The organism is Rhodobacteraceae bacterium Araon29 (assembly GCA_039640505.1).
GTDB lineage: Bacteria > Pseudomonadota > Alphaproteobacteria > Rhodobacterales > Rhodobacteraceae > CABZJG01.
Map to the genome: position 1 here is coordinate 945,797 of CP046865.1, position 26,657 is coordinate 972,453.

Here is a 26,657-nt window from a genome sequence, read left to right on the forward strand (position 1 = left end):
GATTTTTAAAGAACTGGTCAGAAGCGTCCGTTTGCCGCAAGCTTCTTTCTTTATCTCTGGAGCAGAATATGTTCTTTAGCAACCAAAGTACAACGGGATTCTATACCAAAGTCAAAAATCTCGTGGAATTAGAAGAAGACACCACTCAAAGGATTGGGGTGAACTATGCGACTGACAACAAAGCTCTTTGGATTTTTGGCTGCCTGTTCAGCTTTTCCTGCCTATGCTCAAGACACATTAGAGATCATCGGCAAACCGAAAGAGCGTGGCATCGACTTTCAACCGGCAGCAACCGATTTGGCCCGTGACATTCAGTCACTTGATGATCTTTTGCTGATCATCATCACACTCATCTCGCTTTTTGTTGTTGGCTTGCTGATTTATGTGATTTTCCGTTTTAACCGCCGCGCAAACCCCAATCCAGCGAGCTTTACCCATAATTCTCCGATTGAGGTGGCCTGGACAGTTCTGCCAATTTTTATACTGGTCTTCATTGGTGTATTTTCTCTTCCTGTCTTGTTCAATCAGCAGGAAATTCCAGAAGGGGACATCAATATTAAAGTCACTGGGTATCAGTGGTATTGGGGCTATGAATACGTAGACCATGATTTCGGTTTTGACAGCTTCATGATTGGCGATGGCAAAGTTTTGAACGATGAAGTAGAGGCCGAATTGATTGCAGCCGGATATAGCCGTGATGAGTTTTTGTTGGCCACAGACACAGCCGTGGTTGTGCCGGTGAATAAGATTGTTGTGATGCAGTTGACCGGCGCGGATGTAATCCATAGCTGGACCATTCCAGCCTTTGGCGTCAAGCAAGATGCTGTTCCAGGCCGGCTTGCGCAGCTTTGGTTTGAAGCCGACAAAGAGGGCGTGTATTTCGGTCAGTGTTCTGAGCTATGCGGGAAAGATCATGCGTATATGCCCATTACCGTCAAAGTGGTCAGCCAAGAGGCGTATGACGCTTGGTTGAACGGTGCGATCGAAGAATACGCCGGTACTCCCATAAGTTACGATGTGGCACAAGCCGACTAAGGCAAACGACCCGCTAATCTAAAAGGGTCTGGCAAAGCGAGTTAGCGATGAGCGATACGACCAGCGTGCATGTAGGAACAACTGAAGCTCAGTTTGGTGATTACTTTGCCTTGCTGAAACCGCGAGTGATGGCGCTTGTTGTGTTTACCGCCTTTGTTGGCTTGCTGGCAGCACCAGTCGGTGTGCATCCGTTTGTCGGATTGGTTTCGGTGCTTTTTATAGCAATTGGTGGCGGGGCTTCGGGCGCCTTAAACATGTGGTGGGACGCAGATATAGACCGAGTGATGAAGCGTACCAGCAAACGACCTATACCAGCCGGTTTGGTTTCGCCAGAAGATGCTAAAGCTCTGGGGTTCGCGCTGTCCGGGTTTTCGGTTGTGATGCTTGGGCTTGCGGCGAACTGGTTTGCAGCAGGGTTTTTGGCCTTTACGATTTTCTTTTATGTGGTGATTTATACCATTTGGCTAAAACGTTCGACACCACAAAACATTGTGATTGGTGGGGCGGCCGGGGCGTTTCCACCCATGATTGGCTGGGCTGTTGCCACCGGTGGGGTATCTGTTGAAGGGCTATTGATGTTTGCCTTGATATTCATGTGGACGCCGCCGCATTTCTGGGCCTTGGCCTTATTTTTGGGCGATGATTACGACAATGCCGATGTGCCGATGTTGACCGTAACGCACGGTCGCCGCACAACTCGGGTATATATTTTGGTCTACACCGTTCTGCTCGCGCTTATTGCTGTTGGCACAGGCTTTAGCGCTATTGGCGGTTTGGTTTACCTAAGCACGGCGATAGTGCTCAATATCTGGTTTGTCATCGGCGCGGTGAAAATTTGGCGGCGCAGTGAAGCGGACAGTGCGGCAGATCAGTTTCTTGTCGAACGCAAATTTTTCAAGCTTTCGCTATTTTATCTTTTTGCGCTCTTTTTGGCGATCTTGTTTGAAGCGGGTTTGGACCGCTATGGGCTCGGGGGCATGCTATGAGCTTTCGCCCTGATCACGAATTGCACAAGCGCCGGTTTAGCCGCAATATGGGTGTCGGTTTGGTGCTGGTGGGTTTGGTCGCGATCGTGTTTGGATTAACGGTTGTTAAGGTCACCAATGGTGATTTTGAACGCGCCACTGCGGAGGCTCAGGGCTGATGTCTGATATTCTGTCAGAACGCGCAAAGCGCAAAACAGCCCTTCAGGCGCTTACGCTTGTGATTGTGATGGGCGCGCTGGCGTGGGCTTCGGTTCCATTTTATGACTGGTTTTGCCGGGTTACAGGCTTTGGCGGCATCACCAATGTTGCTGATGCCGGATCGGATGAGATATTAAGCAAAACCATAAAAGTACGTTTCGATGCGTCGCTTGAGCGTAATATGCCATGGCAGTTTGCCCCTGTTGAGCGCGAAATGGAACTGCGCATCGGGGAAACAGGTCTGGCGTTTTATGAGGCCTACAACCCCACTGATAAACCCATTGCCGGTTCGGCTTCTTATAACGTGACCCCCTATGAGGCGGGCGCATTTTTCACCAAAATAGACTGTTTCTGCTTTGAAGAACAGGTTTTGCAGCCAGGCGAGCGCGTGCAAATGCCGGTAAGCTTTTTTGTTGACCCGGAGCTGGTAGATGACCGCAATGCCAAGTTTACAAAGGTCATCACGCTGTCTTATACTTTTTACGAAATTGATCTGCCAGAGCGTTCAGCAGCGCTCACGCAGCGCTCGATAACATCTGTCAACTAAACCGTCCGGCGAGGGACCATTATGGCGCATGAAAAAAACCACGACTATCACATTCTAAACCCGTCTGCGTATCCATTTATTGCCGCCGTTGCGGCCTTTATAATGCTATTTGGATCGGTTTTGTTTTTCCACGGCAGTGGCCCTTGGATGATGCTTATTGGTCTTTTAGGCGTGCTTTATGTCATGTACGGCTGGTGGGCGGAAACTGTGGCGGAAAACTTTGCGGGTGATCACACGCCCGTGGTGCTTATCGGTCTGCGGTATGGATTTATCCTGTTTATCATGTCCGAAGTGATGTTCTTTGTGGCTTGGTTCTGGAGCTTCTTCAAACATGCGATGTATCCAATGGGCGAAATGAGCCCAATTGAGGATGGTGTTTGGCCCCCTGTTGGGATCGAAACGTTTGACCCTTGGCACTTGCCTTTGATCAACACGCTAATCCTGCTCTGTTCGGGGGCAGCAGCAACTTGGGCGCACCACGCTTTGGTACATGAAGATAACCGTGAAGATATGAAATGGGGTCTGATTATCGCGATTGCGCTTGGGGCTGTGTTCACCGTTTTCCAAGCCTATGAATATACCCATGCGGCCTTTGGCTTCTCAGGGAATATTTACGGCGCTAACTTTTTCATGGCCACTGGGTTTCATGGCTTTCATGTTCTTATTGGAACCATCTTTTTGTTCATCTGTCTGATGCGGGTTCTGCGCGGTCACTTTACGGTCCAATCACACCTGGGATTTGAAGCCGCTGCTTGGTATTGGCACTTTGTGGATGTTGTCTGGCTGTTCTTATTTGCGGCAGTCTACATCTGGGGCGGCTAAGCCGGCAATTACGGTTGCAGCCCAATCCAGCTTATCGCATAACCAAAGCGCACAGGGTCACTGTGCGCTTTTTCTTTAACCAAATAGGAAAATAGCTTGAAACGCGTGCTTTTTGTCATTGTTTTTGGATTGGCTGGCACGGCCGTTCTGTTGTTCTTGGGCAAATGGCAATTGGACCGGCTCGCTTGGAAACAGGCGATCTTGCACGAAATCGACAGTAAAATTGTGGCGCAGCCTGTCGATATTCCGCAGCAGCCAACCATTTTGAATGATCGATATTTACCGGTCCAAGCCAAGGGGCAGTTGTATCCCACCACCATCCGGGTTTTGGTCAGCCGAAAAAGGATTGGTGCAGGCTACCGGCTCATTTCAGCTTTTGAAACGGATGGGCGAAAGGTACTATTGGATCGTGGTTTCATAAAGGTCGCTGCGCCTTTGCCCCCTTTTATTGAGAAAGATGTGTCTGTTCTTGGAAATCTGCATTGGCCGGATGAAATAGACAGTTATACACCGCAGCCAGATAGGGAAAAAAATATCTGGTTTGCCCGGGATGTCGAGGCCTTGTCGAAAGAGCTTGGAACTTTGCCGATTTTGATCGTAGCCTCAAACGTGTCACCATCCGAAAAAGCCGTGTCGCCCTTGCCGATAGACAGCAGTGGAATTCCGAACGATCACTTGCAATATGCCATAACCTGGTTTTCTCTGGCTGCGGTATGGATCACTATGAGTGCGGTTTTCCTGCGCCGCACGCGCACCCGAAAAAAGGCTTAAACGGATGAAGTATATCTCGACCCGCGGCGCAGCGCCCATATTAACATTCGAAGAGGCAATGCTTACGGGGCTGGCGCGCGACGGTGGCCTTTATGTTCCACAAACCATTCCGCACATGAATACGGATGATATCGCGGCGCTGGCTGGACTAAGCTATGAAGAAGTTGCGTTCCGAGTAATGCGGCCATTTGTAGGCGATACATTCAGTGATGCAGAATTTGGCGATATCATCGCCCGGGCTTATGCAGGGTTTGGCCACAGTGCACGCGCACCTTTGGTGGAACTTTCGTCCAACCACTTCCTGCTTGAATTGTTCCACGGCCCAACCTTGGCGTTTAAAGATTTTGCCATGCAACTAATAGGTCAGCTGTTCGAAGTTGCGCTGGCGCGGCGCGGCGAGCGGGTCACCATTGTAGGGGCCACCAGCGGTGATACTGGAAGCGCGGCAATAGAAGCGTTTCGCGGTCTGGATGCGGTGGATGTGTTTATCCTTTACCCGCATGGCCGCGTTTCAGAAGTACAGCGCCGGCAAATGACCACCCCGAGCGAGGCCAATGTGCATGCCATTGCTATTGACGGGCATTTTGACGACTGTCAGGCGCGGCTTAAAGATATGTTTAATGATTTTGAATTCCGTGACGGGGTTCGATTGGCTGGGGTCAACTCAATCAACTGGGCGCGGGTTTTGGCCCAAGTTGTTTACTATTTTTCTTCGGCTGTCGCACTTGGGGCGCCGCACCGCAAAGTAAGCTTTACAGTCCCCACTGGTAACTTCGGTGATATCTTTGCAGGCTATATCGCAAAGCGGATGGGGCTTGGCATTGATCAACTGGTGGTGGCCACCAACCAAAACGATATTTTGCACCGCTGCTTGAGCACAGGGGCCTATCTAACCCAAGAGGTTATTCCATCGATTAGCCCCTCAATGGATATTCAGGTCAGCTCGAATTTTGAGCGTGCACTGTTTGATGCTTATGACCGGGATGGTGTGGCAGTAGCCCAGCTGATGGAGGATCTAAAATCCAAAGGCGGTTTTTCTGTGTCGCAAGGGGTTCAGCAACGCTTGGCTGGTGATTTTGTCTCTGGCCGCGCCTCTGAGTCGCAAACATCTTCGGCGATTGCCCATTGGCATCAGCACTCTGGTGAGCTTTTGTGCCCGCATTCTGCCATTGGAGTTCACGTGGCCGAAGCTATGCGCGACAGCGCAACCCCAATGATCACATTGGCAACTGCTCATCCGGCCAAATTCCCGGCAGCGGTTGAAGCCGCCTCTGGCTTGCACCCACCGCTGCCAGAGCGTATGGCTGATCTTTATGATCGACCCGAACGGGTGTCGCGCGTGGCCAATGATTTGGGCGCATTGAAGGTTTTTATTAAAGAACGGATTACATCTTGAGCGTAGAACATCACACCCTATCGAACGGGTTTCAAATCGTCACTGAACATATGCCGGGCTTAGAATCCGCATCAATCGGTGTGTGGATCAAAGCTGGCGGCCGGCATGAGCTGCCGCAACAAAACGGGATCGCGCATTTTCTCGAACATATGGCCTTTAAAGGCACCACCAGCCGCACTGCGCTGCAAATCGCAGAAGCGATTGAAGATGTTGGCGGGTATATAAATGCCTATACTTCACGCGAGGTAACCGCCTATTACGCGCGGGTGCTCAAAAATGATGTGCCATTGGCCTGTACAATCCTAGCTGATATTCTCCGCAACTCCGTATTGGATGAAAAAGAAATCGAAACAGAGCGTGGTGTAATTTTGCAGGAAATCGGGCAATCATTAGACACCCCCGACGATGTCATTTTTGATTGGCTTCAGGAAACAGCTTATCCAGACCAACCGCTTGGACGAACGATTTTGGGCCCTAGTGAACGGGTGCAAAGCTTTTCGCGCAGCGATCTACAAGGGTTTATTGCCGAACATTATCGCCCTGAGCGCATGATTTTGGCTGCTGCAGGAGGGGTTGATCATCAAGCTCTGGTGAAAATGGCCGAAGAGCATTTTGGCGATCTTGCAGCGGGTGGCCCAGCCGAAAATTTTGGCCTTGCCAACTTTCGCGGCGGCGATTTTCGCAGGGCAAAGTCCTTAGAGCAGGCGCATATGGCCTTGGCGTTTGAAAGCCCAAGCTACCGCGATAAAGATATTTACGCAGCACAGATTTTTTCTATCGCGCTGGGTGGTGGAATGTCATCGCGGCTGTTTCAGGAAATTCGCGAAAAGCGCGGCCTTTGCTATACTATTTTTGCCCAAACCGGCGCGTTTAGCGATACAGGCATGACCACCATCTATGCTGGCACTAGCGGTGAACAGCTTGGCGAGCTGGCCTTGCTCACGCTCGATGAGCTGAAGCGCGCTGCTGGCGACATTACGGTTGCCGAAGTGGATCGGTCGCGGGCACAAATGAAAGCTGGACTTTTGATGGGGTTGGAAAGCGCCTCAAGCCGCGCCGAGCGGCTGGCACGGATGGTTCAGGTTTGGGGCTATGTTCCAACATTGGAAGAAACCGTACAAAAAATTGATGCGGTGACAGTCGAAGACTTGCGCCGCTACGGCGAACATATCGCGATCTCTGCACCGTCGGCCTTGGCGCTCTATGGCCCGGTTGAAAAGGCTCCGGCTTGGACGGAGTTGCAACAAAGACGCGCTGCGTGATGTTTTTGTTCAAGCGCAAAGTCCGGATTGAAACGGAACGGCTGGTTTTGCGCGCTCCGGTGCATTCCGATTATCGCGCTTGGGTAGCATTGCGCTCTTCAAGTCGTGAGTTTCTCACTCCGTGGGAGCCAACATGGGCCAGAGATCACCTTACACGCAAAGCCTTTACCACCCGTGTGCATTGGGCGCAGCGGCTCATCAATGAGGGCACTGGGATGCCGCTGTTTTTAAGCCGCCACAGTGACAACGCTTTAATTGGGGCTATCACCCTGTCCAATATTCGCCGTGGCCCTGTTCAGGCCGGAACGATGGGCTATTGGGTGGGGGTGCAGCATACCCGTCAGGGCTATATGCGCGAAGCGCTGAGCGCCATGGTTAATTATGCCTTTAACTCATTGGATATCAGCCGCATCGAAAGCGCCTGTTTGCCGGAAAATAAAGCTTCACGCGGAGTGTTGGAGAAATGTGGCTATAAATATGAAGGTGTGGCCCAAGCTTATTTGCAGATTAATGGCCGGTGGCGCACCCACGTGCTATATGCAGCATTAAGAAATGATCGCCGCGGTAGAACCTCGGCTGGATAGTTGAATGCATGAGGAGAAAGCATGCGGTTGAACGCAGCTGATGATAGGTTTTTAACAAAGTTAAAACGCGATCTGCCCGAGCGGATTTTTCGCCCGCCAGAGCCGCGCTATCTAGAAGAGCCACGCGGACGTTGGGCTGGGCAGGCGGGCATTTTGGCTTTGCCTGAAACCACTGAACAGGTGGCCTGCCTCATCCGTCATGCACAGAAAGGCGAAGTTGCGGTTGTGCCTTACGGGGGCGGTACCGGTTTGGTGGGCGGCCAGATTTACGCGGGTGGACCGGCGCCTTTGATCATATCGCTTGAGCGGATGACTAAAATTCGTGCTGTTTATCCTTCTGAGAATGTCTTGATTGCCGATGCAGGCGCAATACTGGCAGATATCCAATCCGCCGCTCAAGATCGGGGCCGGCTGTTTCCGCTGTCTCTGGCGGCCGAAGGATCGGCGCGGATTGGTGGTAATCTGGCCACCAATGCTGGCGGTGTGAATGTGCTTCGCTATGGCAATGCGCGCGATTTATGCCTTGGGCTCGAAGCGGTGCTGCCGGATGGCTCCATCTGGAACGGGCTCAGCCGGCTGCGCAAGGATAATACCGGATATGATCTGCGCAATCTGCTAATTGGTTCAGAAGGTACATTGGGGGTAATAACCGCCGCTGCGCTCAAGCTAAGCCCGCAGCCGTCGTCCGTGGGCACTGCGCTTTTGACCGTGCCCTCGCCGCAGGCTGCGCTAAACCTTTTGGATATGGCGCGCGATCATGCAGGCGAGGCGATTAGCGCTTTTGAGCTGATCCACCGGCAAGGCTTTGCATTTCTGTCCGAAAAGCTGCCACAGGTGCGCCAACCGTTTGAGGCACCGCCTGAGTGGTGTGTGCTGATCGAGCTTGGGCTAAATGGTGATATTGCTGCCCAAAGCATTCTTGAAGGTATGTTTGCCAGTGCATTAGAGGCGGGACTGGTCAGTGATGGGCTGTTGGCCGCAACGCAGGCCCAGCGCAATGATTTTTGGGCCATTCGCGAACAAATCCCCGAAGCCAACCGGCTGGTTGGGTCCGTGTCCAGCCATGATATTTCATTACCGCTCTCGATGGTACCGGATTTTATCACCAAAGGCTGCGATGTGGTGGCTGCCATTGGCGAATTTAGGATCAACTGTTTTGGCCACCTTGGCGACGGCAATCTGCACTACAATGTCTTTCCGATGCCCGGTAAAACCCGTGATGATCATTTAAAGGAACGCGACCAAATCAAGCGCGCGCTGCATGATCTGGTGCATCAGATGCACGGTTCGGTCAGCGCAGAACACGGCATTGGACGGCTTAAAACCGATGATTTAGAGCGTTATGGCGATCCAGTGAAACTGGCGGCGATGCGGTCGATCAAAGCCGCCCTTGACCCCAAAGGCATTATGAACCCGGGGGCGGTTTTGAAATCTGTGTCTGGCTGAAGCAAACTACCGAAAGCTGTTTGCGCCTTTGTACCATCTTGTGCAGAGCCCAATAGGCCAGACCAGTATTAGCCTATGTGTTCCGGCTGCGCCTTGTGAGAACCGAGCCATATCCAAACCGTAATGCCCAGACCAATGATTGATACCGAAAGCATCAAGCTGATGAGCGCAAAAGCTGTTGGCTGAGCTTGAATGAATATCCCTGTCATGGTGCTAAAGAGAGCGCCAAAAACCACAATGACGGCCCCGAAAAGCCCGGACGCGCTAGCGGCTAGATCTTTGCGTACAAACAAGATGGCCGAACTGGCACTTGGAATGGTCAGCCCATTGCCGAGACCGGCGCAGATCGCGCCGCCAAAAACTGCCCAAGGTGGCACCATATTGGACCACAGCAAAAGAAAACAGCTGAGCAATCCAAATGTGGCGATGCTTCGGCCCAGTAAAATCACCGTGTTTGCCGCAAGCCTGCTTGCAAGTTGTGAAGATAGAAAACTGCCGGTTAAAAACCCCATGGTCATTGAGCCTATGGCCAAACCTATCTGGCTTTGGCTCATGTCCAACTGTTCAACCGCCACCAAGGGCACCCCGCTGATAAAGACATAAAAGGCCCCGATTGAGAAAGCCATGATAAGGGTATAGGCCCAAAAATGACGACTTTTGACCAGTTCAAAATATGACTTTATGAACGCCGATGCTCCAAGGGCCTGCGGCCCCGATGTTTCCGGCAATCTGATCCAAACCAAAGCCAAAAGCCCGATGCCCGTTGCCGCATAAAGCCAGAAATTTGCCCGCCAGCCCGCTGCGTCTGACAGAAAGCCGCCAAGCGAGGGCGCAAGGATTGGCGCAAGGCTCATGGCCATGCCGATATATCCCAATATAACCGTTGCCTGCTTTGGGGCGGCCACATCACTTACGATAGCGCGCGACAGCACGGATGCGGTGATCACCGCACCCTGCAAAACCCTAAAAAACAGAAAGCTGTTAAAAGTCTCGGCCAGAGCGCATCCAACAGAGGCTGCGGCGAAAAGCCCAAGACTTACCAATAAAACCGGCCGCCGGCCAAACCTATCGGCCACCGGACCTGCCAGAAGTTGAAGCACTGCGGTGAATACAAGATAGCCAGAGACAGCGATGGCCATAGTATCATAGCCAACGTTGAAATCCTGTGCCATGATACCCAAGGATGGCATGAACATATTGAGCGACATTAACGGGACGGCCGTTAACAACGTCAGAGTGATAATAATGTTTGGCGTCGAGGACTGTGTCATTGCCGCATTCAAAAAGTAAACTAGTACCGACACATATATGAAAATAACCTCGGTGATAGGCCTAAAACGTAAAGCTAGAGGGAAAAGCAGAGAAATAGATTGGAGATGATAAATTTAAATTACGGGTCACGGCCACTTACACGGATGCTATAAACAAGGAGCAGCCTGACATGTTATTTTTTCCCAGCTGCAGTTACAAATTCATAGCGGATAAGCGCTGATGAACATCCAGTGCCATTGTGGTCAGGTTTCGGTTTCATTACCTGAACCGCCGCGCAAATTAAACCGCTGCAGTTGCTCGATCTGTAGGCGCAATGGAGCGCTGTGGTCCTATTACCCAGCAAACCGCTTCATCGTATCAGGGACGACAGATACATATATTTGGGGTGATCGGATGATTGTTTTCCACCGCTGCCAAATCTGTGGTGTGCTGACGCATTGGTCGCACAATAGTGATGCATCTGGCGACATTGGTATCAACATGCAGAACGCCGATCCAAACGCCTTGGCTAACATTTTTGAATATGACGGGCATGCGCGCATTGAATAAAGGATCGTAAACCACAAATTTATTTTAAATTTGATGGTAAATTAGGCGCGGGCAGGGCGGTTTTATAGGTAAAATCCGCACCACCGTGATACTGCCGCGATACCGACGGGATACCGATGCGCCGTTTTGGGCAAAAGCGCATCTTTTAACGCAGTGTTGTCAGCTTTCCAGAATACCGGTTCTGACCCCGTAGTTCACCGCCACGCCATAGTCGGGATCATCTTCACTACCGACGACCAAATGCCCCGCCCGAGTGAGCAATTTATGGCAGTCGCGACTGAGATGACGCAGCTGAATTTTCTTGCCAACAGCTTCATACTTGGCCGACAAAGCTTCAATCGCCTGCAGGGCGGACTGATCAACAACCCGGCTTTCGGCAAAATCAATGATCACGGTTTGGGGATCTTGTTCTGGTGAAAAAAGTTCTGCAAAACCCTCGGATGAACCGAAGAACAATGGCCCTTGAATAAGGTAGGATTTGTGACCATCGTCGTGAATGGCCGTGTTTGCACTAATCCGGCGGGCATTATTCCATGCATAGGCCAAGGCCGACACAATCACGCCGACCACAACGGCGACGGCCAGATCCGAGATTACCGTCACCACGGTGACAAGGATGGTCACAAAAGCGTCCGGCAATGGCACCCGCCGCAAAATTCTAAGCGAATTCCACGCAAATGTGCCGATCACTACCATGAACATCACGCCAACAAGTGCGGCCAGTGGAATAACCTCGATAATCGGCGATCCCAAAACGATAAAGATCAATAAAAACAATGCTGCAGCGATACCAGCGAGCCGTGTGCGCCCGCCCGATTTGACGTTGATCATAGACTGTCCGATCATCGCGCAGCCGCCCATTCCACCGAAAAATCCGGTGACTGTGTTGGCAACGCCTTGGGCGATACATTCTTGGCTCGCCCCGCCACGTTTGCCCAGCATTTCACCGACAAGATTGAGGGTAAGCAAACTTTCAATTAGGCCAATTGCCGCCAGTATCACCGCATAGGGAAGGATAATTTCAAGCGTTTCTAGGTTTAGTGGAACTATCGGAATATGAAATGTGGGCAATCCACCACTAATGGATGCCATGTCCCCAACACGCGGCACATCCAGGCCAAAGCCTATGACCACAGCGGCCACGACAGCGATCCCGGCAAGCGGCGCTGGAATGGCTTTGGTCACCCGGGGAAGCAAATAAATGATCGCCATGGTTAAAGCGACCAGCCCCAGCATGGTGACCAAAGGCCCGCCGCTAAGCCAAGCGCCCCCAGTCGCGCCATGGGCTCCGACCGTCACGCTGCCCGGCTGTTTGAACTGGGTCATTTGAGCCAGAAAGATCACAATTGCCAGTCCGTTCACAAAGCCCAGCATCACCGGATGTGGCACTAGCCGAATGAATTTACCCCACTGCATGACACCCGCAAAAATCTGCAACAGCCCCATCAAAACCACGGTTGCAAAAAGATATTCGACCCCATGCTCAGCCACTAACGCGACCATAACCACCGCCAGCGCACCGGTGGCCCCCGAAATCATTCCAGGGCGTCCACCGAAGACCGCCGTGATAAGCCCGACCAGAAACGCGGCATAAAGCCCAACAAGGGGATGAACACCAGCGACAAAGGCAAAGGCTACTGCTTCAGGCACCAAAGCCAAGGCAACTGTCAAACCTGATAAGAGTTCCGTGCCAATGCGTCCAGCATTGAGATTTTTTTCGTTGCTTAAGCCTAGATCAAGCATCGTCAAATTGGCAAAACTGCCAAAGATAGCGCGTTTCATGATTTGGGGTATGTCCTTTGACAGAAAAGTCTTGGCCCTCCTAACGTGTTTTTCAACAAACGAAAACCCCGAAGTCGTACTTAGTTTGGGATAGTTGCCCCGAGTACGAGCTAAATCAGTCGCTTCGATAGCCCCAGCATCATTTAGGTTATTTTTTGTGCAAATTCAGCAAACAAAATTGCTAAGAGGTCACTTTTTAAGAGCAAAAAAAATGATCTGTTTTAATGTTGAAAATAAAAGATTGTGAGGGAACTTTCCAACTGTTCAGCTTGTCTGTATTCATCCTCTTATTGGAAAATGATGATACAATTGCCCAGAAGGGAGAAAGTGCATGAGGTCCAGAGTTCTAGGGGTGATCGGCGGTTCAGGGATTTATGAAATCAATGGCTTGCAGGATGCTAAATGGCAAACTGTCGATACACCATGGGGATCGCCGTCAGACCAGATTTTGACAGGTAATATCAACGGTGTAAAAATGGCTTTTTTGCCTCGCCACGGACGCGGTCACACGCTTAGCCCGAGTACCGTCCCTTACCGTGCAAATATCGATGCTTTGAAGCGATTGGGTGTCAGTGATTTAGTGTCCGTGTCAGCCTGTGGATCATTTCGAGAAGAAATGGCTCCTGGGGATTTTGTCATTGTAGATCAGTTTATTGACCGGACTTTCGCGCGGGAAAAGTCATTTTTTGGAAGTGGCTGTGTGGCCCATGTTTCCATGGCATATCCAACCTGCGCCCGGCTTTCCAAAGCCTGTTTTGATGTTGCAAATGAGGCCGGTATACCCGTTCATTCCGGCGGTACTTATCTGGCGATGGAAGGGCCCCAGTTCTCTACCTTGGCGGAAAGCCGAATGTACCGAGAAAGCTGGAGCGCTGATGTGATCGGTATGACCAATATGCCCGAGGCGAAATTGGCACGCGAAGCTGAGATTTGTTATGCCTCGGTTGCGATGGTTACAGATTACGACAGCTGGCATCCCGAGCATGGAGAGGTTGACGTTACAGAGATCATCAAGGTTTTATCGGGCAATGCAGATAAAGGCCGTGATCTTGTGCGGCGGTTGCCTGAAAAACTGGGCGCGGATCTCGCAGCATGCCCTCATGGCTGCGACCGCGCATTGGATTTTGCGATCCTTACCGCTCCGGAAAAACGCGATCCAGACCTCTTGTCAAAATTAGATGCAATTTTAAAGCGGGTTCTAGAATCTGCCTAAGCGAGCTTATCATTTTGTTGTCAAAGCCACGACTTTCATGAACCTTCGAATGGAGTCTGAGAAACAAGCTCGCAATACTGCAATAGATACATCCATGCACCTTAATGCTAAAGGCTAAACACGGTCGAAAGAGAAAGAAAATTGATGAAAACTGTCCAAGATTATATCCGCACGATTGTTGATTTCCCGCATGAAGGTATTTTGTTTAGGGATGTTACTACATTGTTTTCTGATCCCCGTGGCTTTCGGATGGCGGTGGATTAGATGCTGCATCCCTATGCAGGAGAGCAGATCGACAAGGTGGTGGGTTTAGAAGCGCGCGGCTTCATCCTTGGCGGCGCGATCGCGCATCAGCTGGGTGCGGGGTTTGTGCCGATCCGTAAAAAAGGCAAGCTGCCGGGCGCAACAATTAGTCAAGAATATACACTCGAGTACGGGGCGGCCGTGGTCGAAGTGCATGATGATGCCATCCAAGCGGGTGAGCGCATCTTGCTTGTGGATGATTTGTTAGCTACCGGGGGTACTGCTGAGGCTGGAATAAAGCTTGTTGAGCGATTGGGTGGCGAAATCATGGGTTGTGCCTTTATTGTCAATCTACCCAATCTGGGAGGTGGCGAAAAGCTGAAGGCAATGGGCATGGATGTGCATGTACTTTGTGACTTTGAGGGCCTCTAAGTCGCTTGATTGTGTCTGCAGGCCGCCTATTTGTCTCTAAGAGGTTTGATACATGAGCAAAAGCACTAAGGTTTTATATAACGGCGACTGCCCAGTATGCAGTTTTGAAATTGATCATTACGCGTCGTACAGCCATAAAAATCAACTGCCATTAGAGTTTGAAGATTTAAATCGTTGCGATCTCGCGCCATGGCAGCTTAGTGAAGATCAGGCTGCTCGACGATTATATGTGCTCAACGATAATCAATTGGTTTCCGGTATCCCGGCGTTTTTAATCCTGTGGCAGCAAATGCCGCGTTATCGACCTCTTGCGATTATTGTTGGGCTCCCAATTATTCGACAGCTTGCGTCTTTAATTTACAATTCAATTCTGGCGCCTATGATTTATAGCTGGCACTTACGGCGAAAAGCCAAAGCTCAGAAAGCCAAATGAAACTAAAGATTTAAACTCCCAAACAGTGCCGCATGATTGCCTTTTGAACGTGCAATCTATTTTCAGCCTCATCAAAAATGACAGAATGGGGCCCGTCCATGACCTCTGAGGTTGCTTCGTCATCGCGGTGTGCGGGAAGACAATGCATGAAAAGTGCATCTGGTTTGGCCTTTGACATAAGGTCGGTATTGACCTGATAACCGCGTAGCTGGTTGTGTCGCCGTTCCCGAGCGGATTGTGGGTCATGCATGCTAACCCATGTATCAGTCACCACCAAATCCGCGCCCTGAACTGCTTTGTGTGGATCACGTTCGATTGTGATGCTTATTCCTTTATTACGCGCTTTTTGAAGTAAATTTTGGTCCGGATCTAAGGGTTCCGGACCAGTGAATGTGAGATCAAAGCCGAATTGCCCAGCGGCGTGGGCAAAGCTAGTAAAGACGTTGTTTCCATCACCTGACCACACTATTTTGCGGCCTTTGATTGGGCCTCTATGTTCTTCAAATGTCATAATATCAGCCATAATTTGACAAGGGTGGCTTCGGTTGGTCAATCCGTTGATCACAGGGACAGTGGCATAATCAGCCATTTCCAGAAGAGTTGCCTCTTCGAAGGTTCGGATCATAATGAGATCAACATAGCGACTGAGTACCCGCGCCGTGTCTGCAATAGTTTCTCCGTGGCCCAATTGCATATCTGTGCCTGAAAGCAGCATGGTCTGCCCACCCATCTGGCGAACACCGACATCAAAACTGACCCGGGTGCGAGTCGAAGGCTTTTCGAAGATCAATGCCACCATTTGACCCGAAAGTGGTTGATCCGCATCAAGGCTGCCTTTGGGCAACCCAACCCGCGCCTGCTTCATGTCCAATGCGGTATTTATTATGCTGCGCAGTGCCTCAGGCTTGCTTTTGTCAATATCTAGAAAATGGGTCATTGAAGGGATCTCTTTTTGTTTTCAGACTTAAGAGTTTAGGTGTGTTTGATTGTAGTTTTCATACAAATGTTTCGCAGGCTTTTGCCGCTTGGTCCAATCTTGCAACGGCTTCAGTGATTTCCTGGTTGCTTAGGTTCAAAGGGGGTAATAACCGGATTACATTATCGGCGGCGGGAACCGTGATCAAATGTGCCTCATAGCAAGCTTTTAAAACATCGCTATTAGAGATTTTGCACTTGAGTCCGAGCATCAAACCAGAGCCGCGAACCTCTTCGAAGATGTCCGGGTGAGCCGCAACCAAACTTTCCAACGGTTGGCGTAAAAGCCCCGATTTGCGTCTTACGCCCTCTAAAAACGCGTCGTCAGCAACATGATCAATCACGGCGCATCCCACTGCACAAGCTAAAGGGTTTCCGCCATATGTAGAGCCATGAGTTCCTGCAATCATGCCTGAAGCTGCATTTTCGGTTGCCAGGACCGCTCCTAAAGGAAAGCCTCCACCAATGCCCTTGGCCACCATCATAATATCAGGCTCAATACCAGCCCATTCATGGGCAAAAAGCTTGCCTGTGCGTCCCATTCCGCATTGTACTTCATCCAAGATCAATAGAATACCGTGTTCATAGCAAAGTCTACGCAGTTCTTTTAAACACTCGTCTGGCAGCAGGCGTATCCCACCTTCACCCTGCAGTGGCTCGACGATTATGGCAGCTGTTTTTGAAGTAATTGCAGCCTCAACGGCGTCATGATCGGCCCAATTCAAATGCACAAATCCGGGTAAAAGGGGGCCGAACCCTTTGGTCAGTTTCTCGCTACCAGCAGCTGCTATACCTGCAGAGGAGCGGCCATGAAACGAGCCGGTAAAAGCGATAATTTCAAAGCGATCTTCCGCGCCTTTATCATACCAGTACTTTCGCGCCATTTTAATCGCCAATTCGCAACTTTCCGTACCTGAATTGGTGAAAAAGACTTTATCTGCAAAGGTAAGGTCGACCAATTTATCGGCTAGCTCTTGCTGCTGCGGTATTTCATACAGGTTCGAAACATGCCAAAGGTTTTGTGCCTGTTCATTCAGTGCGCTCACCAGCGCTGGGTGTGCGTGGCCAAGCGCATTGACGGCTATGCCTGCGCCAAAATCCAAAAACCGGCGACCATCTTGCTCGACCAACCAGCTACCTTCGCCTTTGACAAAGGTCAAAGGCGCTCGAGCGTAAGTTGGTAAAATAGAGCTAGTCATCACAATAATCCTTTTAGGTGGGTTTTAGTGCCTGAGAGGGAATCTACTTGTATATATCTGGGAAAGACAAAGCTATCAGGGTTCGGGCCCATGCCGGACCTTACCGTTTATCGGCGTCGCAGCGCCACGTATGCCTGAAAAGTTATCATGGTTGCCACTTCGCATAAAAGTTGAAATTTTGCAATCCAAAATTCAATCATCGGGACGCGACAGAGAAAAAAGTTCTTTGACTGCCGTATAATCACGATAACCCAAGCGGGCCAAGGGCTTGAATTTTGTAATATCAAATATGCCCTCAACGAGACAGTCGTCGCGCATGTGAATGCCGACAACTTCACCAAAGACCGCAAAGTTAGCTTCTCCTTTTAATGGCAAAATTTGAGTGACGCGACACTCAAGTGCGGCGGGCGCATTTGCGACACGGTGACAGTCAATGGTTTGACATTTTTGGCTTTCTATCCCTGCATGGGAAAACTCATCAACGCTATTCGGAAGAGCAGCAGAGCTGGCGTTCATATCATTTATCATGGCGTGCTCAACTATATTCACACAAAATTCCCCTGTTTTGCGAATGTTAGCGACACTGTCTTTTGTGCCTGTCTGATCTGGCTTTACGCCTGTCGATGCAAACATGACCTGCGGCGGCACATAAGCCACTGCGTTAAAAAATGAATAGGGTGCTAGATTATTATGGCCGTTTGCATCACAGCTGGATATCCATCCGATCGGACGAGGTGTCACAATCGCATTAAAAGGGTTGTGTGGCAAATTATGCCCATCTTTTGGTTCGTAAAACATCACCATAAACTCCTATTTGATCCTGACTTAGCCGTATGCTACGTCGCTTTCCAGTCAAAATATGGACCGTAAGTGTTGTGTTGGACTTGATACTTGAGACAAAACAGGACTGGTGGGAAGTCGAAGCACTGTTTGATTTGTGCTTTGCGCCAGGACGTGAAGCGCTGTCTTCTTACCGTTTGCGCGATAATACAGACCCGGTTTTTGAGCTCTGCCATATTGTGCGCGATAGAGAAGGTATCTTGGGCGGAGCAATCCGATTTTGGCCGGTGCAGGTTTCTGGGTATCCCGTTCTACTTCTTGGACCGGTTGCCGTTCATCCTACGCGTCAAGGCGAAGGTTTGGGTGAGGTCTTAATTCGCGAAAGCTTAAAAAGGGCATCAGATTTGGGTTGGACCCATGTTATTTTAGTGGGGGATGCTCCCTATTATCGTCGTTTCGGGTTTTCCCGTTTGCAGCACATTGAAATACCGCCACCTGTGAACCCTACGCGTGTTTTAGGCTTGGCTCTTGATGAAAGAGGGTGGGAAGGTCTGACTGGCCGCGTAGAACAACTACCTCTTTAACTTTAATTCATTGTTCGATCAAAAAGCCCTGTAAGAGCGTCCCTCAACAATTCAGACACCCTTGGTTTCGGTGTGTTATGGAAGGGCATCGGGCGGCAGATATCCATTGCAGCACGGCCAACACGCGCCGTTAGAGCACCGTTTATAATGCCCTCCCCAAACCGGCGGGAAAGCTTGGAAAAAAGACTGCCGCCTAACACAGATCCTAACCAATCATCGCCAATGGCCATCGCGCCAGTAGCAATAAGATGACCGGTCACCTTTCCAAATAATCGCCAACTGCTCAAAAGTCCGCTGCGACCGCCATAAACTTGTGCAATGCGGCGAATCATCCGCAAATTACAGATCAATGCCGCGGCTACATCCACCAAAGCAAGTGGCACCAGGGCGGTTATAGTAGAAACTTGGCGAACTGATCGTTCGATTTCTTTTTGCGCCAGCTTATCTAGGGGAGCCATCAAAATAGTCTCTGCCAGGGCTAATTGACCTTCGGCATCCAATTGATCTTTGGCCTGCTCGTCAAATCGGCTTATCGTCCATCGCATTTCGTCTCGAGACTTATACAGATCGCGCAGTTGCTTGGTAATCGCACGGGCCTTGGCCAAATTGTCTTCACGGCGAATTTCTCTGATCGAAATTTTAAAATTTTCAATTTTCCGCAAGCGATACAGAGCGATAAGCTCGGCGGCAATAAAACCAGTGATGGTTATCCCAAAGATCAATAGAATGAGAGAAAAACTAATGCCAAGAAGTAGGTTTTGTTCCAGTAGGTTTTGGGCGAAGTTCCAAAATCCAATGACAGCGTAAAAGCTGCAAAGCGCAAAAAACAAGCCACCAAGGCGTTTTGCATAGCCTCGGGCAATTCTTGCCTTAGGCCACTCGCCGCCCTGAATAATTTCATCCTCTGTATCAATCACTGGTGGGGCATCGGCTGGATGCGGCATGTCGGTTTCATCTGCCAGAGAAATCACCACGGGTTCGTTTTGAGCGGTCATCCTTTGCTCCTTTGCCACTTAAGATGAATATCGGGCAGCTTTTCATCATTGCCGCGACCATCAGTGCGAGATATTTCAAAAAAACCATGATGAGTATAAAACTGCTGCGCTCTTAGGTTTTTCTGAAAAGTCCATAGTTCTAATGTTTCGTTGTGGCTTTTGGCATGGTTGAGCAAGGTTGTTCCGATGCCGTGGCCTTGTGCCTTAGAGTTTACATAAAGTGCATGGATTTCAGATCCCTGCTGCGCAATAAAAGCCTCTATCTCGGTTCGCTCAAAAACATATACCCAGTTTTGGGCAATTAGCCCATCTGCAAAAGCTATTTCCTCGGCGCGCGTGTGCACTCTCGGCATCCACGCGGTGCTATCAATAAAATTGGATAGTATTGCACCGATCTGACCGGCATCAAGTGGCATAGCGGGTCTAATCAAAGCCGGTCTCCAAACAAAAACTGAGCCGCTTTATCGAGCCGTATATGGGCTATGCCTTGGCCTTGTCGGAGCGCATGCGGCGGCGGCAGAAAGTGCATTGAGCTATAGTCTGCGTTTAACCACTGCTGAGCGCCCTGCCGTGCATGGCTGAGTAAATCCTTTGGATTAATGGGTAATTCTCCCGCAAAAAATGCGGCTTGCCGGCGCGTTTGAAGATCAATACCACGCACACAGTCAATTTTGCGACCTTGATGATCGCGCGTCTCTTCGGTGGTGCTGCGCAGGCTGGCCAATGACAAAGCCTTGGTTTGGGCGCCCCGAAATTGTGCTTGACGTGCTGCATCGTCTGTCAACTCCTGCATAATTGCGGTCAATTGAACGTGTTGGTTATGATGAAGATGATCCGCCTTGGTGGCCGCAAATAAAATCCGCTCAACTCTTATGCCGCGGATTAATCGCCCCAGAGGACTATTCCTTCCCGGCCGAAAAGCTATGAGAATATCGCGCATTGTGTGGCGTAAATCTTCGATGGCTGAGGGTCCTCGATGCAAAGCCTCTAAGACATCAATCAAAACAATTTGGCGATCAATGCGGGCAAAATGGTTTTTAAAAAATGGACGTACAATATGCCGTTTATAGGCCGTATATCGGCGTTGCATTTCATGCCATAAGCTGCCCTTTTTTGAGTTGCTTTCCGGTGGCAATGGCGCAAAAGTCAATACAGGAGAGTCCTCTAAATCACCTGGCAATAAAAACCGCCCAGGGGTCAGGCCGCTATATCCAGTTGCGCGAGCAGCGCTAAGGTAAGAGCAGTAGCAATGTGCTAATTTTCTGGCTTCTGTTTCGTCTAAAGCCACCTTTTCTGGTAGGCCTTTTATCATTTTCGCATAGGTCTGACCGATATCCCTTGAGTTCAGGCGGGCAAGTATTTCCTCGCTCCACTGTGCATATGACTTGTCCAAAAGCGTTAGGTCCAATATCCATTCCCCAGGATAATCTACAATATCAAGATGTTGAATGCGTGAGTTTCTGATCCCAGACATCAAGCCCTGAGGGTTTAATTTCATGGACAGTCGGAGCTGACTGACATTTTTTGTGTTAACTGGCCAAAATGGTTCATGACTACTTATGGCATCAAGGTGCGCTTCAAAATCAAAGCGAGCAAGGGTGTCGTCAGGCTGCGGTTGCAAAAAGGCTGTCTGAATACGGTTTTGGCCAAAAGCAGCGAGTTGCGGCATCCGCCCACCTTCCATGAGATTAGAAATAAGCGAGGTAATGAAAACAGTTTTTCCTGATCGGGCTAATCCGGTAACGCCGAGCCGAATGGGTGCGCCAAGAAGGCCTTCATTGATTTGCGTAGTAAACCCCTGAAACCCGCTGCGCATTCTCTGCGACACAGTGCCTGTTGTCAAAATTGAACCTCCTTTGAACTTATAGGTAGATAGGTATCACACTATGAAAACGCCAGTCTGTTGAAAATATGTAGCGAAAATGAGCTCTTTTCTAACCCTTTAATTTGGTCTACCCAACGAATATGCCACGCTTTGCAATGCAGATCGAATACCACGGAGCACCCTTTGCTGGCTGGCAACGCCAGTCGGACCAGCCTTCAGTGCAAGGTGCCATTGAAGCTGCGTTGGGTAAATTGGAACCCGGCGTGCATTCAATCGCTGCAGCAGGCCGTACGGATGCAGGGGTACACGCTCTTGGACAAGTGGCGCATTGTGATTTAAGCAAAAACTGGGATTCTTTTCGTTTAGGTCAGGCGTTAAATTACCATTTAAAGCCTTTACCGATTTCAGTTGTTGCCTGTGCAGAAGTTGCTGAAGACTGGCATGCACGATTTTCAGCCATGGAGCGCCATTACGTTTTCCGTTTGCTTTGCCGCCGCGCACCAGCCACTCACGATAAAGGATTGGTATGGCAAGTTGGTCATGAGCTAAGGCTCGAACCAATGCAAGAGGCGGCTAATTATTTGATCGGGATGCATGATTTTACCACATTTCGATCTTCAATTTGCCAAGCCAAAAGCCCGATGAAAACCCTTGATTCTATTGAAATCAAACGCCTGCATGGTTGGGGTGGCCTTGAGTTTCAGTTTTCATTACGGGCAAGAAGTTTTCTTCATAATCAGGTGCGCAGCTTTGTTGGCACTTTAGAGCGGGTTGGCGCCGGTGCTTGGCAGCCTAAAGCTGTCAAATCTGCGTTAGAGGCGAAAGATAGATCTGCTTGTGGACCGGTTTGTCCCCCGCAAGGGTTATACCTGTCAGGCGTGCGATATACTCAGGCGCCTTTTGAATTTTTGGCGACGGCAAGTAACTGAACATCAATAAGCTCGGTGTCTTTCTGGAGCCATACCAATCATTTCTGAAAGCTCAAGACAAGACAGATTGAAAGTTCACGACTGGCGTTTTTTTGGCGATAGAGTTGGATTTGCTTCGGCAGGGTTCTCTGGCCAAACATGCTTAGGATAGCGCCCCCGCATATCTTTGCGCACGTCTTGGTAGCTGCTGCGCCAAAAGTTAGGAAGATCAGCTGTGGTTTGCAAGGGCCTTCCGGCTGGTGACAAAAGGGTCACTTTTAAGGGCAGTTCACCTACCATCGGGTGATAAGTTTGACCAAACATTTCCTGTATACGTAAAGTTATTTCTGGTGGGGTGGTAGAATAATCAATTGGAATTTTTCTATTTAACGGCGTAATGAAATGTGCTGGGGCCACTTTGTCTAAGCGTTCAATTTGTGGCCAGGTTAGCAAAGACTGGATAGCTGGAAGTAAATCAAACTTTTTCCAGTCTTCGGCTGTTTGAACACTTCCTAAATGTGGTAGCAACCACTCTTGCAAAGTATTCATGAGGGTGCGCTCGGATACATCTGGCATAGCTGTGCCTCCAAGCCTTACGCGTGCCAGAAACCTTCTTACAGCATCACTCAGTGGCAATCCAATTTCGCGTACGCCTGTCAACATTGCTTGAGAAATTGCGATTGGTGGGGCGTTTTTCCAAATTCTGTCATTGAGTACAATCGCTCCCAACTGCTCTTGGCTACGGGCGAGCACGCGTCCTTCTCTTTTCGACCATGAACAGTTGTTTCGCAAATGAATTTGTGAAGCAAAGAGTTCCCGTAGTTCAGTTTCGGAAATTAATATTGCAGTGCGAATACGCGCTTCTTTTGGGTCGCCGTCTAGGTCTGTGGCAACCAACAACCGTTGCGTTGAAAGAGCATCATCAGAGGCAAGTATAGCGCCTTTCCCGCCTGACAGCAGATATCTTGGAGAAGATCCCTTGCGACGCAATGCAATGCGATCTGGATACGCCATTGCGGCCATTTGAGCTTGGCTAAAATCTGGGTCGATATCCGAGCAAAATGGTTTCAGTCGACGTGCCTCAAACTTTATACGATTAAGTATTGGGTGTACAATCGGGTGAGGGTGCCTTTGCTCAAATCGTTTGGGATCACTTAAAGCTTCTAGACGAAGAGCAAGATCGCTGGGTGCCCCGAATTGTAAGGGGTCGCGGTCTGCAAGCAGTGCAGCAAGCCCTGCAGCCTGCCTACCGCTTTTTATGAGCATATGTGCTAGACGCGGATGCAAGGGCAATTTGCCTATAACCTTCCCGTGATCCGTAATTTTACCCTTCGTATCCAGCGCAGAAAGGCTGCGCAAAAGTGCTGTTGCTTCGTCAAATTGTCCAGAATTAGGCGGTGTGAGAAAAGACAAGTGATCCGGGGACGCCCCCCAGATGGCCAGTTCAAGTGCAAATCCAGCCAAGTCAGCAGTTTCAATCTCGGCGGGCGGATAGCCCTTCATGCCGCCTTCTTCTGGTCTTGACCAAAGCTTGTAACAGGTACCATCGGCAACCCGCCCAGCCCGCCCCATTCGCTGAATTGCTTCAGCTTTTGTCACCCGCTCGGTCACAAGACGAGACATTCCGGTGCCAGGATCAAAACGCATGCGGCGTGCTCGTCCTGCGTCCACCACCACCCGGATATCTTCAATGGTGAGAGATGTTTCTGCAATCGCAGTCGCAAGTACGATCTTACGGCCATTCTTGCTTGGTGCAATCGCCCTTCGCTGGTCGGCAAAAGACATGGCACCGAAAAGCGGATAAAGAGTACAATCATCCGGTAGACTCGTGCGCAAATTATGCATCAAGCGACGAATTTCGGCTTCGCCTGGAAGAAAAATCAAAACTCCCCCAGATGTTTCCAACACAGCCTTGGTTACCAAATCAGTCAACGCTACATCGAAGCGAATTTGTTTGTTAAGAGGTCGTTCCAACCAGATTGGTTTAACAGGATAGGTGCGCCCATCTGAATGGATTACTGGTGCATCACCCAAAAGCTGCGCCAATTTCCCTGCATTTAAAGTTGCGGACATTACCACCAGATGAAGGTCCTCGCGCAGTATAGAAGCCGTCTCAAGGCATAGTGCCAGTCCTAAATCTGCGTTTAAAGATCTCTCGTGAAATTCGTCAAAAATCACCGCCTCGACGCCTTCTAGTGATGGATCTGTCTGCAGCATTCGGGTTAGGATACCCTCTGTTACAACCTCAATTTTTGTGTTCGCCGAACTTTTGTATTCACCTTTGATGCGGTAGCCTACGGTTGCTCCAACAGGTTCAGCTAACGTTTCGGCCATTCGTTCTGCGGCCGCCCGGGCAGCTAGCCGACGGGGCTCAAGCATCAAAATCCGGCCCGAAATTAACCTCGACTGCATCAAAGCAAGAGGAACGCACGTGGTTTTGCCAGCGCCCGGCGGTGCAGTGAGAACCGCCCGTTTGTTTTGCTCCAAAGCGGACAACAATTCAGGTATAACCTGATGTATCGGTAAGGTATGGTTCACAATGGGACTATTGCCGAACAAAGCTCGCGCGTCCACGCAATGTTGTTATGTCAAAGCGTTGGACACGATAAAGGTCGTTTTCAATTTTGTAGTTTAGGATAAATGGGAAATTTTCACCTTCGGCTCGTTCTTTTTCTGTAAAGCCTCCAATTCGTTGGTACACCCCACTGCACTGGGCTCCACTTTCTGTCTTTTCTAAACCCGAAAGAGTGATCTCAACGCGTCGAGCACCGTCAAACATTGGCAAATATAATTTACATAAATCGTTTTTAGATTGGTCAGACAAAAGAGCTGCCATTGCCGTCATCGGGTCAAGCGTACCTTCTTGTGTTGATGGATCAAGCCAATGAGGCTGCCAGGGTTTTTTACTGGTAACTTTAGGAATTCCGTTCTGATATCGGATTATCTTTTCGCTTTTACGTCGGCCTGTATCAGAAACTTCTTTATAATGTTTTGGTTGGTATTGGTTTCCAAAGTGTTTTCCCACGGCCTGGGCATCGAAATGGTATCTGACCAAAAGGCCGACAAGACCTGTTGACTCCAAGATGCCGTGGACGCCGTAACTTGCCCCTTTGGTCTCTATCGCGTAGCGTAGCTGCCCTGCTTTGATGCCGCGGATAAGTACATCAAATTTGTATCTTCGGGTATCTGCCATGGCGGAAGAAAACGCAAAGAAAACCACAAGGAATGCGGCTATTGACCTAAAATGGAACTTTTTTACACCAATTTTGTTCATTGAACCCAAGCCATGCTGGACTTTATCCCATAGATCAAGGCAAGAAATGAAAACAAAGGTCAATACCTTGATAGTGAACATTGCGGAAAGCTGCCGAAACGATATGACAGATATAAAGAAGCTGGCAGAAAAAATTGTGGCCCAAGATCGACGTGCTTTGTCGCGTGCGATAACGCTCGTTGAAAGCAGCCGTGAGGATCATCGTGCAAAGGCCATTGAGTTGGTTCAACGGTTACATCAAAATAGTGGTCAAGCTCTTAGAATTGGTCTTTCGGGCACTCCAGGGGTTGGCAAATCTACCTTCATCGAAGCTTTTGGCAGCTTTCTTACAGAGCAAGACTTACGGGTGGCCGTGCTTGCGGTTGATCCCAGCTCCGCACGATCAGGAGGATCTATTTTAGGAGATAAGACCCGTATGGACCGGCTGGCGCGTGATCCCAACGCATTTATCCGGCCATCGCCAAGTCAGTCGTATTTAGGTGGCGTGGCCCGGCGCACCCGCGAAGCTGTCGCAATTTGTGAGGCTGCTGGTTTTGACATTGTTATTATCGAAACCGTTGGGGTTGGCCAATCTGAAACCATTGTTTCCGAGATGACGGATCTTTTTATCTTGTTACTCGCACCTGCAGGAGGTGATGAGTTGCAAGGTGTCAAGCGTGGGATCATGGAAATGGCCGATATCATTTTGGTCAACAAAGCCGATGGTGATTTGAAACCAGCCGCTGCACGAACCTGTGCGGATTATGCAGGCGCGCTACGATTGTTGAGAAAACGGGATCAAGATCCAGAAAATTTCCCAACGGCAATGTTGGTATCTGCAGTAGCCGAAACGGGTCTTGAACAAGCTTGGCAGTCAATGTGTGACTTAGCAAAATGGAGACAAGAGGCAGGATATTTTCAGATCAAGAGAGCATCTCAGGCACGTTTTTGGTTTGAAGAAGATGTAAAGCAGGGCGTACTGGCAGTACTGGCACAGTCAGATATGCAAAAAGAAATTAAACGTATGGGCGAGCGGGTATTTAAAGGTGACCTTTTCCCAGCGGTGGCTGCAGCGGAGATTTTAGAAAAACTTTCGAAACGTTAACGATTCGCAAAATTATTGAAGTGGATGCGGTTTTGAGAAGTTCAGGCGAATTTGATAATGCT

General features: G+C 49.7%; 25 protein-coding genes and 1 pseudogene. 16 read left to right on the forward strand and 10 right to left on the reverse strand.

Features of this window, described 5'->3' with window-relative positions; all coding sequences use genetic code 11:
- The first annotated feature begins 165 nt into the window (after positions 1 to 165).
- The 9 genes from coxB to GN278_04385 all read left to right on the forward strand — a co-directional run bounded on the left by coxB (position 166) and on the right by GN278_04385 (position 9,047).
- Positions 166 to 1,035 (forward strand): cytochrome c oxidase subunit II, encoded by an 870-nt coding sequence (coxB, locus tag GN278_04345; GenBank protein XAT60112.1) that lies wholly within the window; start codon positions 166 to 168, stop codon positions 1,033 to 1,035.
- A gap of 47 nt (positions 1,036 to 1,082) precedes the next feature.
- On the forward strand, positions 1,083 to 2,021 hold the full coding sequence (locus GN278_04350) for a protoheme IX farnesyltransferase (protein XAT60113.1): 939 nt from the start codon (positions 1,083 to 1,085) through the stop codon (positions 2,019 to 2,021).
- A 169-nt stretch (positions 2,022 to 2,190) separates the two neighbouring features.
- Complete coding sequence (locus tag GN278_04355; protein ID XAT62541.1) at positions 2,191 to 2,766, forward strand: cytochrome c oxidase assembly protein; 576 nt, start codon at positions 2,191 to 2,193, stop codon at positions 2,764 to 2,766.
- Positions 2,767 to 2,787: 21 nt separating this feature from the next.
- Complete coding sequence (locus GN278_04360) at positions 2,788 to 3,588, forward strand: cytochrome c oxidase subunit 3 (GenBank protein XAT60114.1); 801 nt, start codon at positions 2,788 to 2,790, stop codon at positions 3,586 to 3,588.
- 96 nt (positions 3,589 to 3,684) lie between these two features.
- Positions 3,685 to 4,359, forward strand: coding sequence for an SURF1 family protein (locus GN278_04365; GenBank protein ID XAT60115.1), 675 nt, complete (start codon positions 3,685 to 3,687; stop codon positions 4,357 to 4,359).
- Positions 4,360 to 4,363: 4 nt separating this feature from the next.
- Positions 4,364 to 5,755: a threonine synthase gene (locus GN278_04370; GenBank protein ID XAT60116.1), complete on the forward strand. Its 1,392-nt coding sequence runs from the start codon at positions 4,364 to 4,366 to the stop codon at positions 5,753 to 5,755.
- Positions 5,752 to 7,017, forward strand: coding sequence for an insulinase family protein (locus GN278_04375; protein XAT60117.1), 1,266 nt, complete (start codon positions 5,752 to 5,754; stop codon positions 7,015 to 7,017). Before GN278_04370 ends, GN278_04375 begins: the two co-directional genes overlap by 4 nt.
- Positions 7,017 to 7,601 carry a GNAT family N-acetyltransferase gene (locus GN278_04380; GenBank protein ID XAT60118.1) on the forward strand — a complete coding sequence of 195 codons (585 nt, stop codon included), beginning with the start codon at positions 7,017 to 7,019 and terminating at the stop codon, positions 7,599 to 7,601. The genes GN278_04375 and GN278_04380 overlap by 1 nt, the downstream gene beginning before the upstream one ends.
- A 21-nt stretch (positions 7,602 to 7,622) precedes the next feature.
- Positions 7,623 to 9,047 (forward strand): FAD-binding protein, encoded by a 1,425-nt coding sequence (locus GN278_04385; GenBank protein ID XAT60119.1) that lies wholly within the window; start codon positions 7,623 to 7,625, stop codon positions 9,045 to 9,047.
- A gap of 68 nt (positions 9,048 to 9,115) precedes the next feature.
- Here GN278_04385 and GN278_04390 read toward each other — a convergent pair whose 3' ends face one another.
- Positions 9,116 to 10,318 (reverse strand): MFS transporter, encoded by a 1,203-nt coding sequence (locus GN278_04390; protein ID XAT60120.1) that lies wholly within the window; start codon positions 10,316 to 10,318, stop codon positions 9,116 to 9,118.
- Between the two features lie 220 nt (positions 10,319 to 10,538).
- Here GN278_04390 and GN278_04395 point away from each other — a divergent pair, with 220 nt between their 5' ends.
- A complete protein-coding gene (locus tag GN278_04395; protein ID XAT60121.1) occupies positions 10,539 to 10,868 on the forward strand; it encodes a hypothetical protein in 330 nt (109 codons plus the stop codon).
- 159 nt (positions 10,869 to 11,027) lie between these two features.
- Here GN278_04395 and GN278_04400 read toward each other — a convergent pair whose 3' ends face one another.
- Positions 11,028 to 12,650 carry an STAS domain-containing protein gene (locus GN278_04400; protein ID XAT60122.1) on the reverse strand — a complete coding sequence of 541 codons (1,623 nt, stop codon included), beginning with the start codon at positions 12,648 to 12,650 and terminating at the stop codon, positions 11,028 to 11,030.
- A gap of 331 nt (positions 12,651 to 12,981) precedes the next feature.
- Here GN278_04400 and GN278_04405 point away from each other — a divergent pair, with 331 nt between their 5' ends.
- From GN278_04405 to GN278_04415, 3 genes and pseudogenes are all read left to right on the forward strand, one after another.
- Positions 12,982 to 13,863 carry an S-methyl-5'-thioadenosine phosphorylase gene (locus tag GN278_04405; GenBank protein XAT60123.1) on the forward strand — a complete coding sequence of 294 codons (882 nt, stop codon included), beginning with the start codon at positions 12,982 to 12,984 and terminating at the stop codon, positions 13,861 to 13,863.
- A gap of 144 nt (positions 13,864 to 14,007) precedes the next feature.
- Positions 14,008 to 14,538 (forward strand): annotated as a pseudogene (locus GN278_04410) (adenine phosphoribosyltransferase).
- A gap of 52 nt (positions 14,539 to 14,590) precedes the next feature.
- Positions 14,591 to 14,971 carry a DUF393 domain-containing protein gene (locus GN278_04415; GenBank protein XAT60124.1) on the forward strand — a complete coding sequence of 127 codons (381 nt, stop codon included), beginning with the start codon at positions 14,591 to 14,593 and terminating at the stop codon, positions 14,969 to 14,971.
- A 10-nt stretch (positions 14,972 to 14,981) separates the two neighbouring features.
- Here GN278_04415 and argF read toward each other — a convergent pair whose 3' ends face one another.
- From argF to GN278_04430, 3 genes are all read right to left on the reverse strand, one after another.
- Entirely contained in the window at positions 14,982 to 15,908 is a 927-nt protein-coding gene (gene argF / locus GN278_04420) for an ornithine carbamoyltransferase (protein XAT60125.1), read from the reverse strand.
- Between the two features lie 58 nt (positions 15,909 to 15,966).
- Positions 15,967 to 17,145, reverse strand: a complete 1,179-nt coding sequence (locus GN278_04425; protein ID XAT60126.1) for an acetylornithine/succinylornithine family transaminase — start codon at positions 17,143 to 17,145, stop codon at positions 15,967 to 15,969.
- A gap of 192 nt (positions 17,146 to 17,337) precedes the next feature.
- Complete coding sequence (locus GN278_04430) at positions 17,338 to 17,943, reverse strand: flavin reductase family protein (GenBank protein XAT60127.1); 606 nt, start codon at positions 17,941 to 17,943, stop codon at positions 17,338 to 17,340.
- Positions 17,944 to 17,978: 35 nt separating this feature from the next.
- Between GN278_04430 and GN278_04435 the strand changes: the two genes are divergently transcribed.
- Entirely contained in the window at positions 17,979 to 18,509 is a 531-nt protein-coding gene (locus GN278_04435; protein ID XAT60128.1) for a GNAT family N-acetyltransferase, read from the forward strand.
- A 2-nt stretch (positions 18,510 to 18,511) separates the two neighbouring features.
- On the opposite strand, the gene GN278_04440 is transcribed toward GN278_04435, so the two are convergent.
- From GN278_04440 to GN278_04450, 3 genes are read right to left on the reverse strand one after another with little or no spacing between them, the layout of a single operon-like run.
- The gene (locus GN278_04440) at positions 18,512 to 19,504 is read right to left on the reverse strand and encodes a TIGR01620 family protein (GenBank protein ID XAT60129.1); all 993 of its coding nucleotides are present in this window, start codon (positions 19,502 to 19,504) and stop codon (positions 18,512 to 18,514) included.
- Positions 19,501 to 19,920 (reverse strand): GNAT family N-acetyltransferase, encoded by a 420-nt coding sequence (locus GN278_04445; protein ID XAT62542.1) that lies wholly within the window; start codon positions 19,918 to 19,920, stop codon positions 19,501 to 19,503. The genes GN278_04440 and GN278_04445 overlap by 4 nt, the downstream gene beginning before the upstream one ends.
- Positions 19,921 to 19,931: 11 nt before the next feature.
- Entirely contained in the window at positions 19,932 to 21,320 is a 1,389-nt protein-coding gene (locus GN278_04450; protein XAT62543.1) for a YcjX family protein, read from the reverse strand.
- Positions 21,321 to 21,469: 149 nt separating this feature from the next.
- Here GN278_04450 and truA point away from each other — a divergent pair, with 149 nt between their 5' ends.
- A complete protein-coding gene (gene truA / locus GN278_04455; GenBank protein ID XAT60130.1) occupies positions 21,470 to 22,258 on the forward strand; it encodes a tRNA pseudouridine(38-40) synthase TruA in 789 nt (262 codons plus the stop codon).
- A gap of 75 nt (positions 22,259 to 22,333) precedes the next feature.
- Here truA and hrpB read toward each other — a convergent pair whose 3' ends face one another.
- Together hrpB and GN278_04465 are read right to left on the reverse strand one after the other, a co-directional pair.
- Positions 22,334 to 24,775 (reverse strand): ATP-dependent helicase HrpB, encoded by a 2,442-nt coding sequence (hrpB, locus tag GN278_04460; GenBank protein ID XAT60131.1) that lies wholly within the window; start codon positions 24,773 to 24,775, stop codon positions 22,334 to 22,336.
- 7 nt (positions 24,776 to 24,782) lie between these two features.
- Positions 24,783 to 25,592 (reverse strand): DUF3108 domain-containing protein, encoded by an 810-nt coding sequence (locus tag GN278_04465; GenBank protein ID XAT60132.1) that lies wholly within the window; start codon positions 25,590 to 25,592, stop codon positions 24,783 to 24,785.
- 22 nt (positions 25,593 to 25,614) lie between these two features.
- On the opposite strand from GN278_04465, the gene meaB reads away from it, so the two are divergent.
- On the forward strand, positions 25,615 to 26,595 hold the full coding sequence (gene meaB, locus GN278_04470; GenBank protein ID XAT60133.1) for a methylmalonyl Co-A mutase-associated GTPase MeaB: 981 nt from the start codon (positions 25,615 to 25,617) through the stop codon (positions 26,593 to 26,595).
- Positions 26,596 to 26,657 lie beyond the last annotated feature (62 nt).

Excerpts from the sequence above, each read along its gene's own strand:
- GN278_04425 (XAT60126.1), bottom strand. The coding sequence starts at position 17,145 with ATGACTAGCTCTATTTTACCAACTTACGCTCGAGCGCCTTTGACCTTT.
- meaB (XAT60133.1), top strand. The coding sequence starts at position 25,615 with ATGACAGATATAAAGAAGCTGGCAGAAAAAATTGTGGCCCAAGATCGA.
- GN278_04370 (XAT60116.1), top strand. The coding sequence starts at position 4,364 with ATGAAGTATATCTCGACCCGCGGCGCAGCGCCCATATTAACATTCGAA.
- GN278_04440 (XAT60129.1), bottom strand. The coding sequence starts at position 19,504 with ATGACCGCTCAAAACGAACCCGTGGTGATTTCTCTGGCAGATGAAACC.
- GN278_04380 (XAT60118.1), top strand. The coding sequence starts at position 7,017 with ATGTTTTTGTTCAAGCGCAAAGTCCGGATTGAAACGGAACGGCTGGTT.
- GN278_04400 (XAT60122.1), bottom strand. The coding sequence starts at position 12,650 with ATGAAACGCGCTATCTTTGGCAGTTTTGCCAATTTGACGATGCTTGAT.
- coxB (XAT60112.1), top strand. The coding sequence starts at position 166 with ATGCGACTGACAACAAAGCTCTTTGGATTTTTGGCTGCCTGTTCAGCT.
- GN278_04395 (XAT60121.1), top strand. The coding sequence starts at position 10,539 with ATGAACATCCAGTGCCATTGTGGTCAGGTTTCGGTTTCATTACCTGAA.
- argF (XAT60125.1), bottom strand. The coding sequence starts at position 15,908 with ATGACCCATTTTCTAGATATTGACAAAAGCAAGCCTGAGGCACTGCGC.
- GN278_04415 (XAT60124.1), top strand. The coding sequence starts at position 14,591 with ATGAGCAAAAGCACTAAGGTTTTATATAACGGCGACTGCCCAGTATGC.
- GN278_04435 (XAT60128.1), top strand. The coding sequence starts at position 17,979 with ATGCTACGTCGCTTTCCAGTCAAAATATGGACCGTAAGTGTTGTGTTG.
- GN278_04390 (XAT60120.1), bottom strand. The coding sequence starts at position 10,318 with ATGACACAGTCCTCGACGCCAAACATTATTATCACTCTGACGTTGTTA.
- GN278_04350 (XAT60113.1), top strand. The coding sequence starts at position 1,083 with ATGAGCGATACGACCAGCGTGCATGTAGGAACAACTGAAGCTCAGTTT.
- truA (XAT60130.1), top strand. The coding sequence starts at position 21,470 with ATGCCACGCTTTGCAATGCAGATCGAATACCACGGAGCACCCTTTGCT.
- GN278_04445 (XAT62542.1), bottom strand. The coding sequence starts at position 19,920 with ATGCCACTTGATGCCGGTCAGATCGGTGCAATACTATCCAATTTTATT.
- GN278_04465 (XAT60132.1), bottom strand. The coding sequence starts at position 25,592 with ATGTTCACTATCAAGGTATTGACCTTTGTTTTCATTTCTTGCCTTGAT.
- GN278_04450 (XAT62543.1), bottom strand. The coding sequence starts at position 21,320 with ATGCGCAGCGGGTTTCAGGGGTTTACTACGCAAATCAATGAAGGCCTT.
- GN278_04430 (XAT60127.1), bottom strand. The coding sequence starts at position 17,943 with ATGTTTTACGAACCAAAAGATGGGCATAATTTGCCACACAACCCTTTT.
- GN278_04360 (XAT60114.1), top strand. The coding sequence starts at position 2,788 with ATGGCGCATGAAAAAAACCACGACTATCACATTCTAAACCCGTCTGCG.
- GN278_04405 (XAT60123.1), top strand. The coding sequence starts at position 12,982 with ATGAGGTCCAGAGTTCTAGGGGTGATCGGCGGTTCAGGGATTTATGAA.
- GN278_04385 (XAT60119.1), top strand. The coding sequence starts at position 7,623 with ATGCGGTTGAACGCAGCTGATGATAGGTTTTTAACAAAGTTAAAACGC.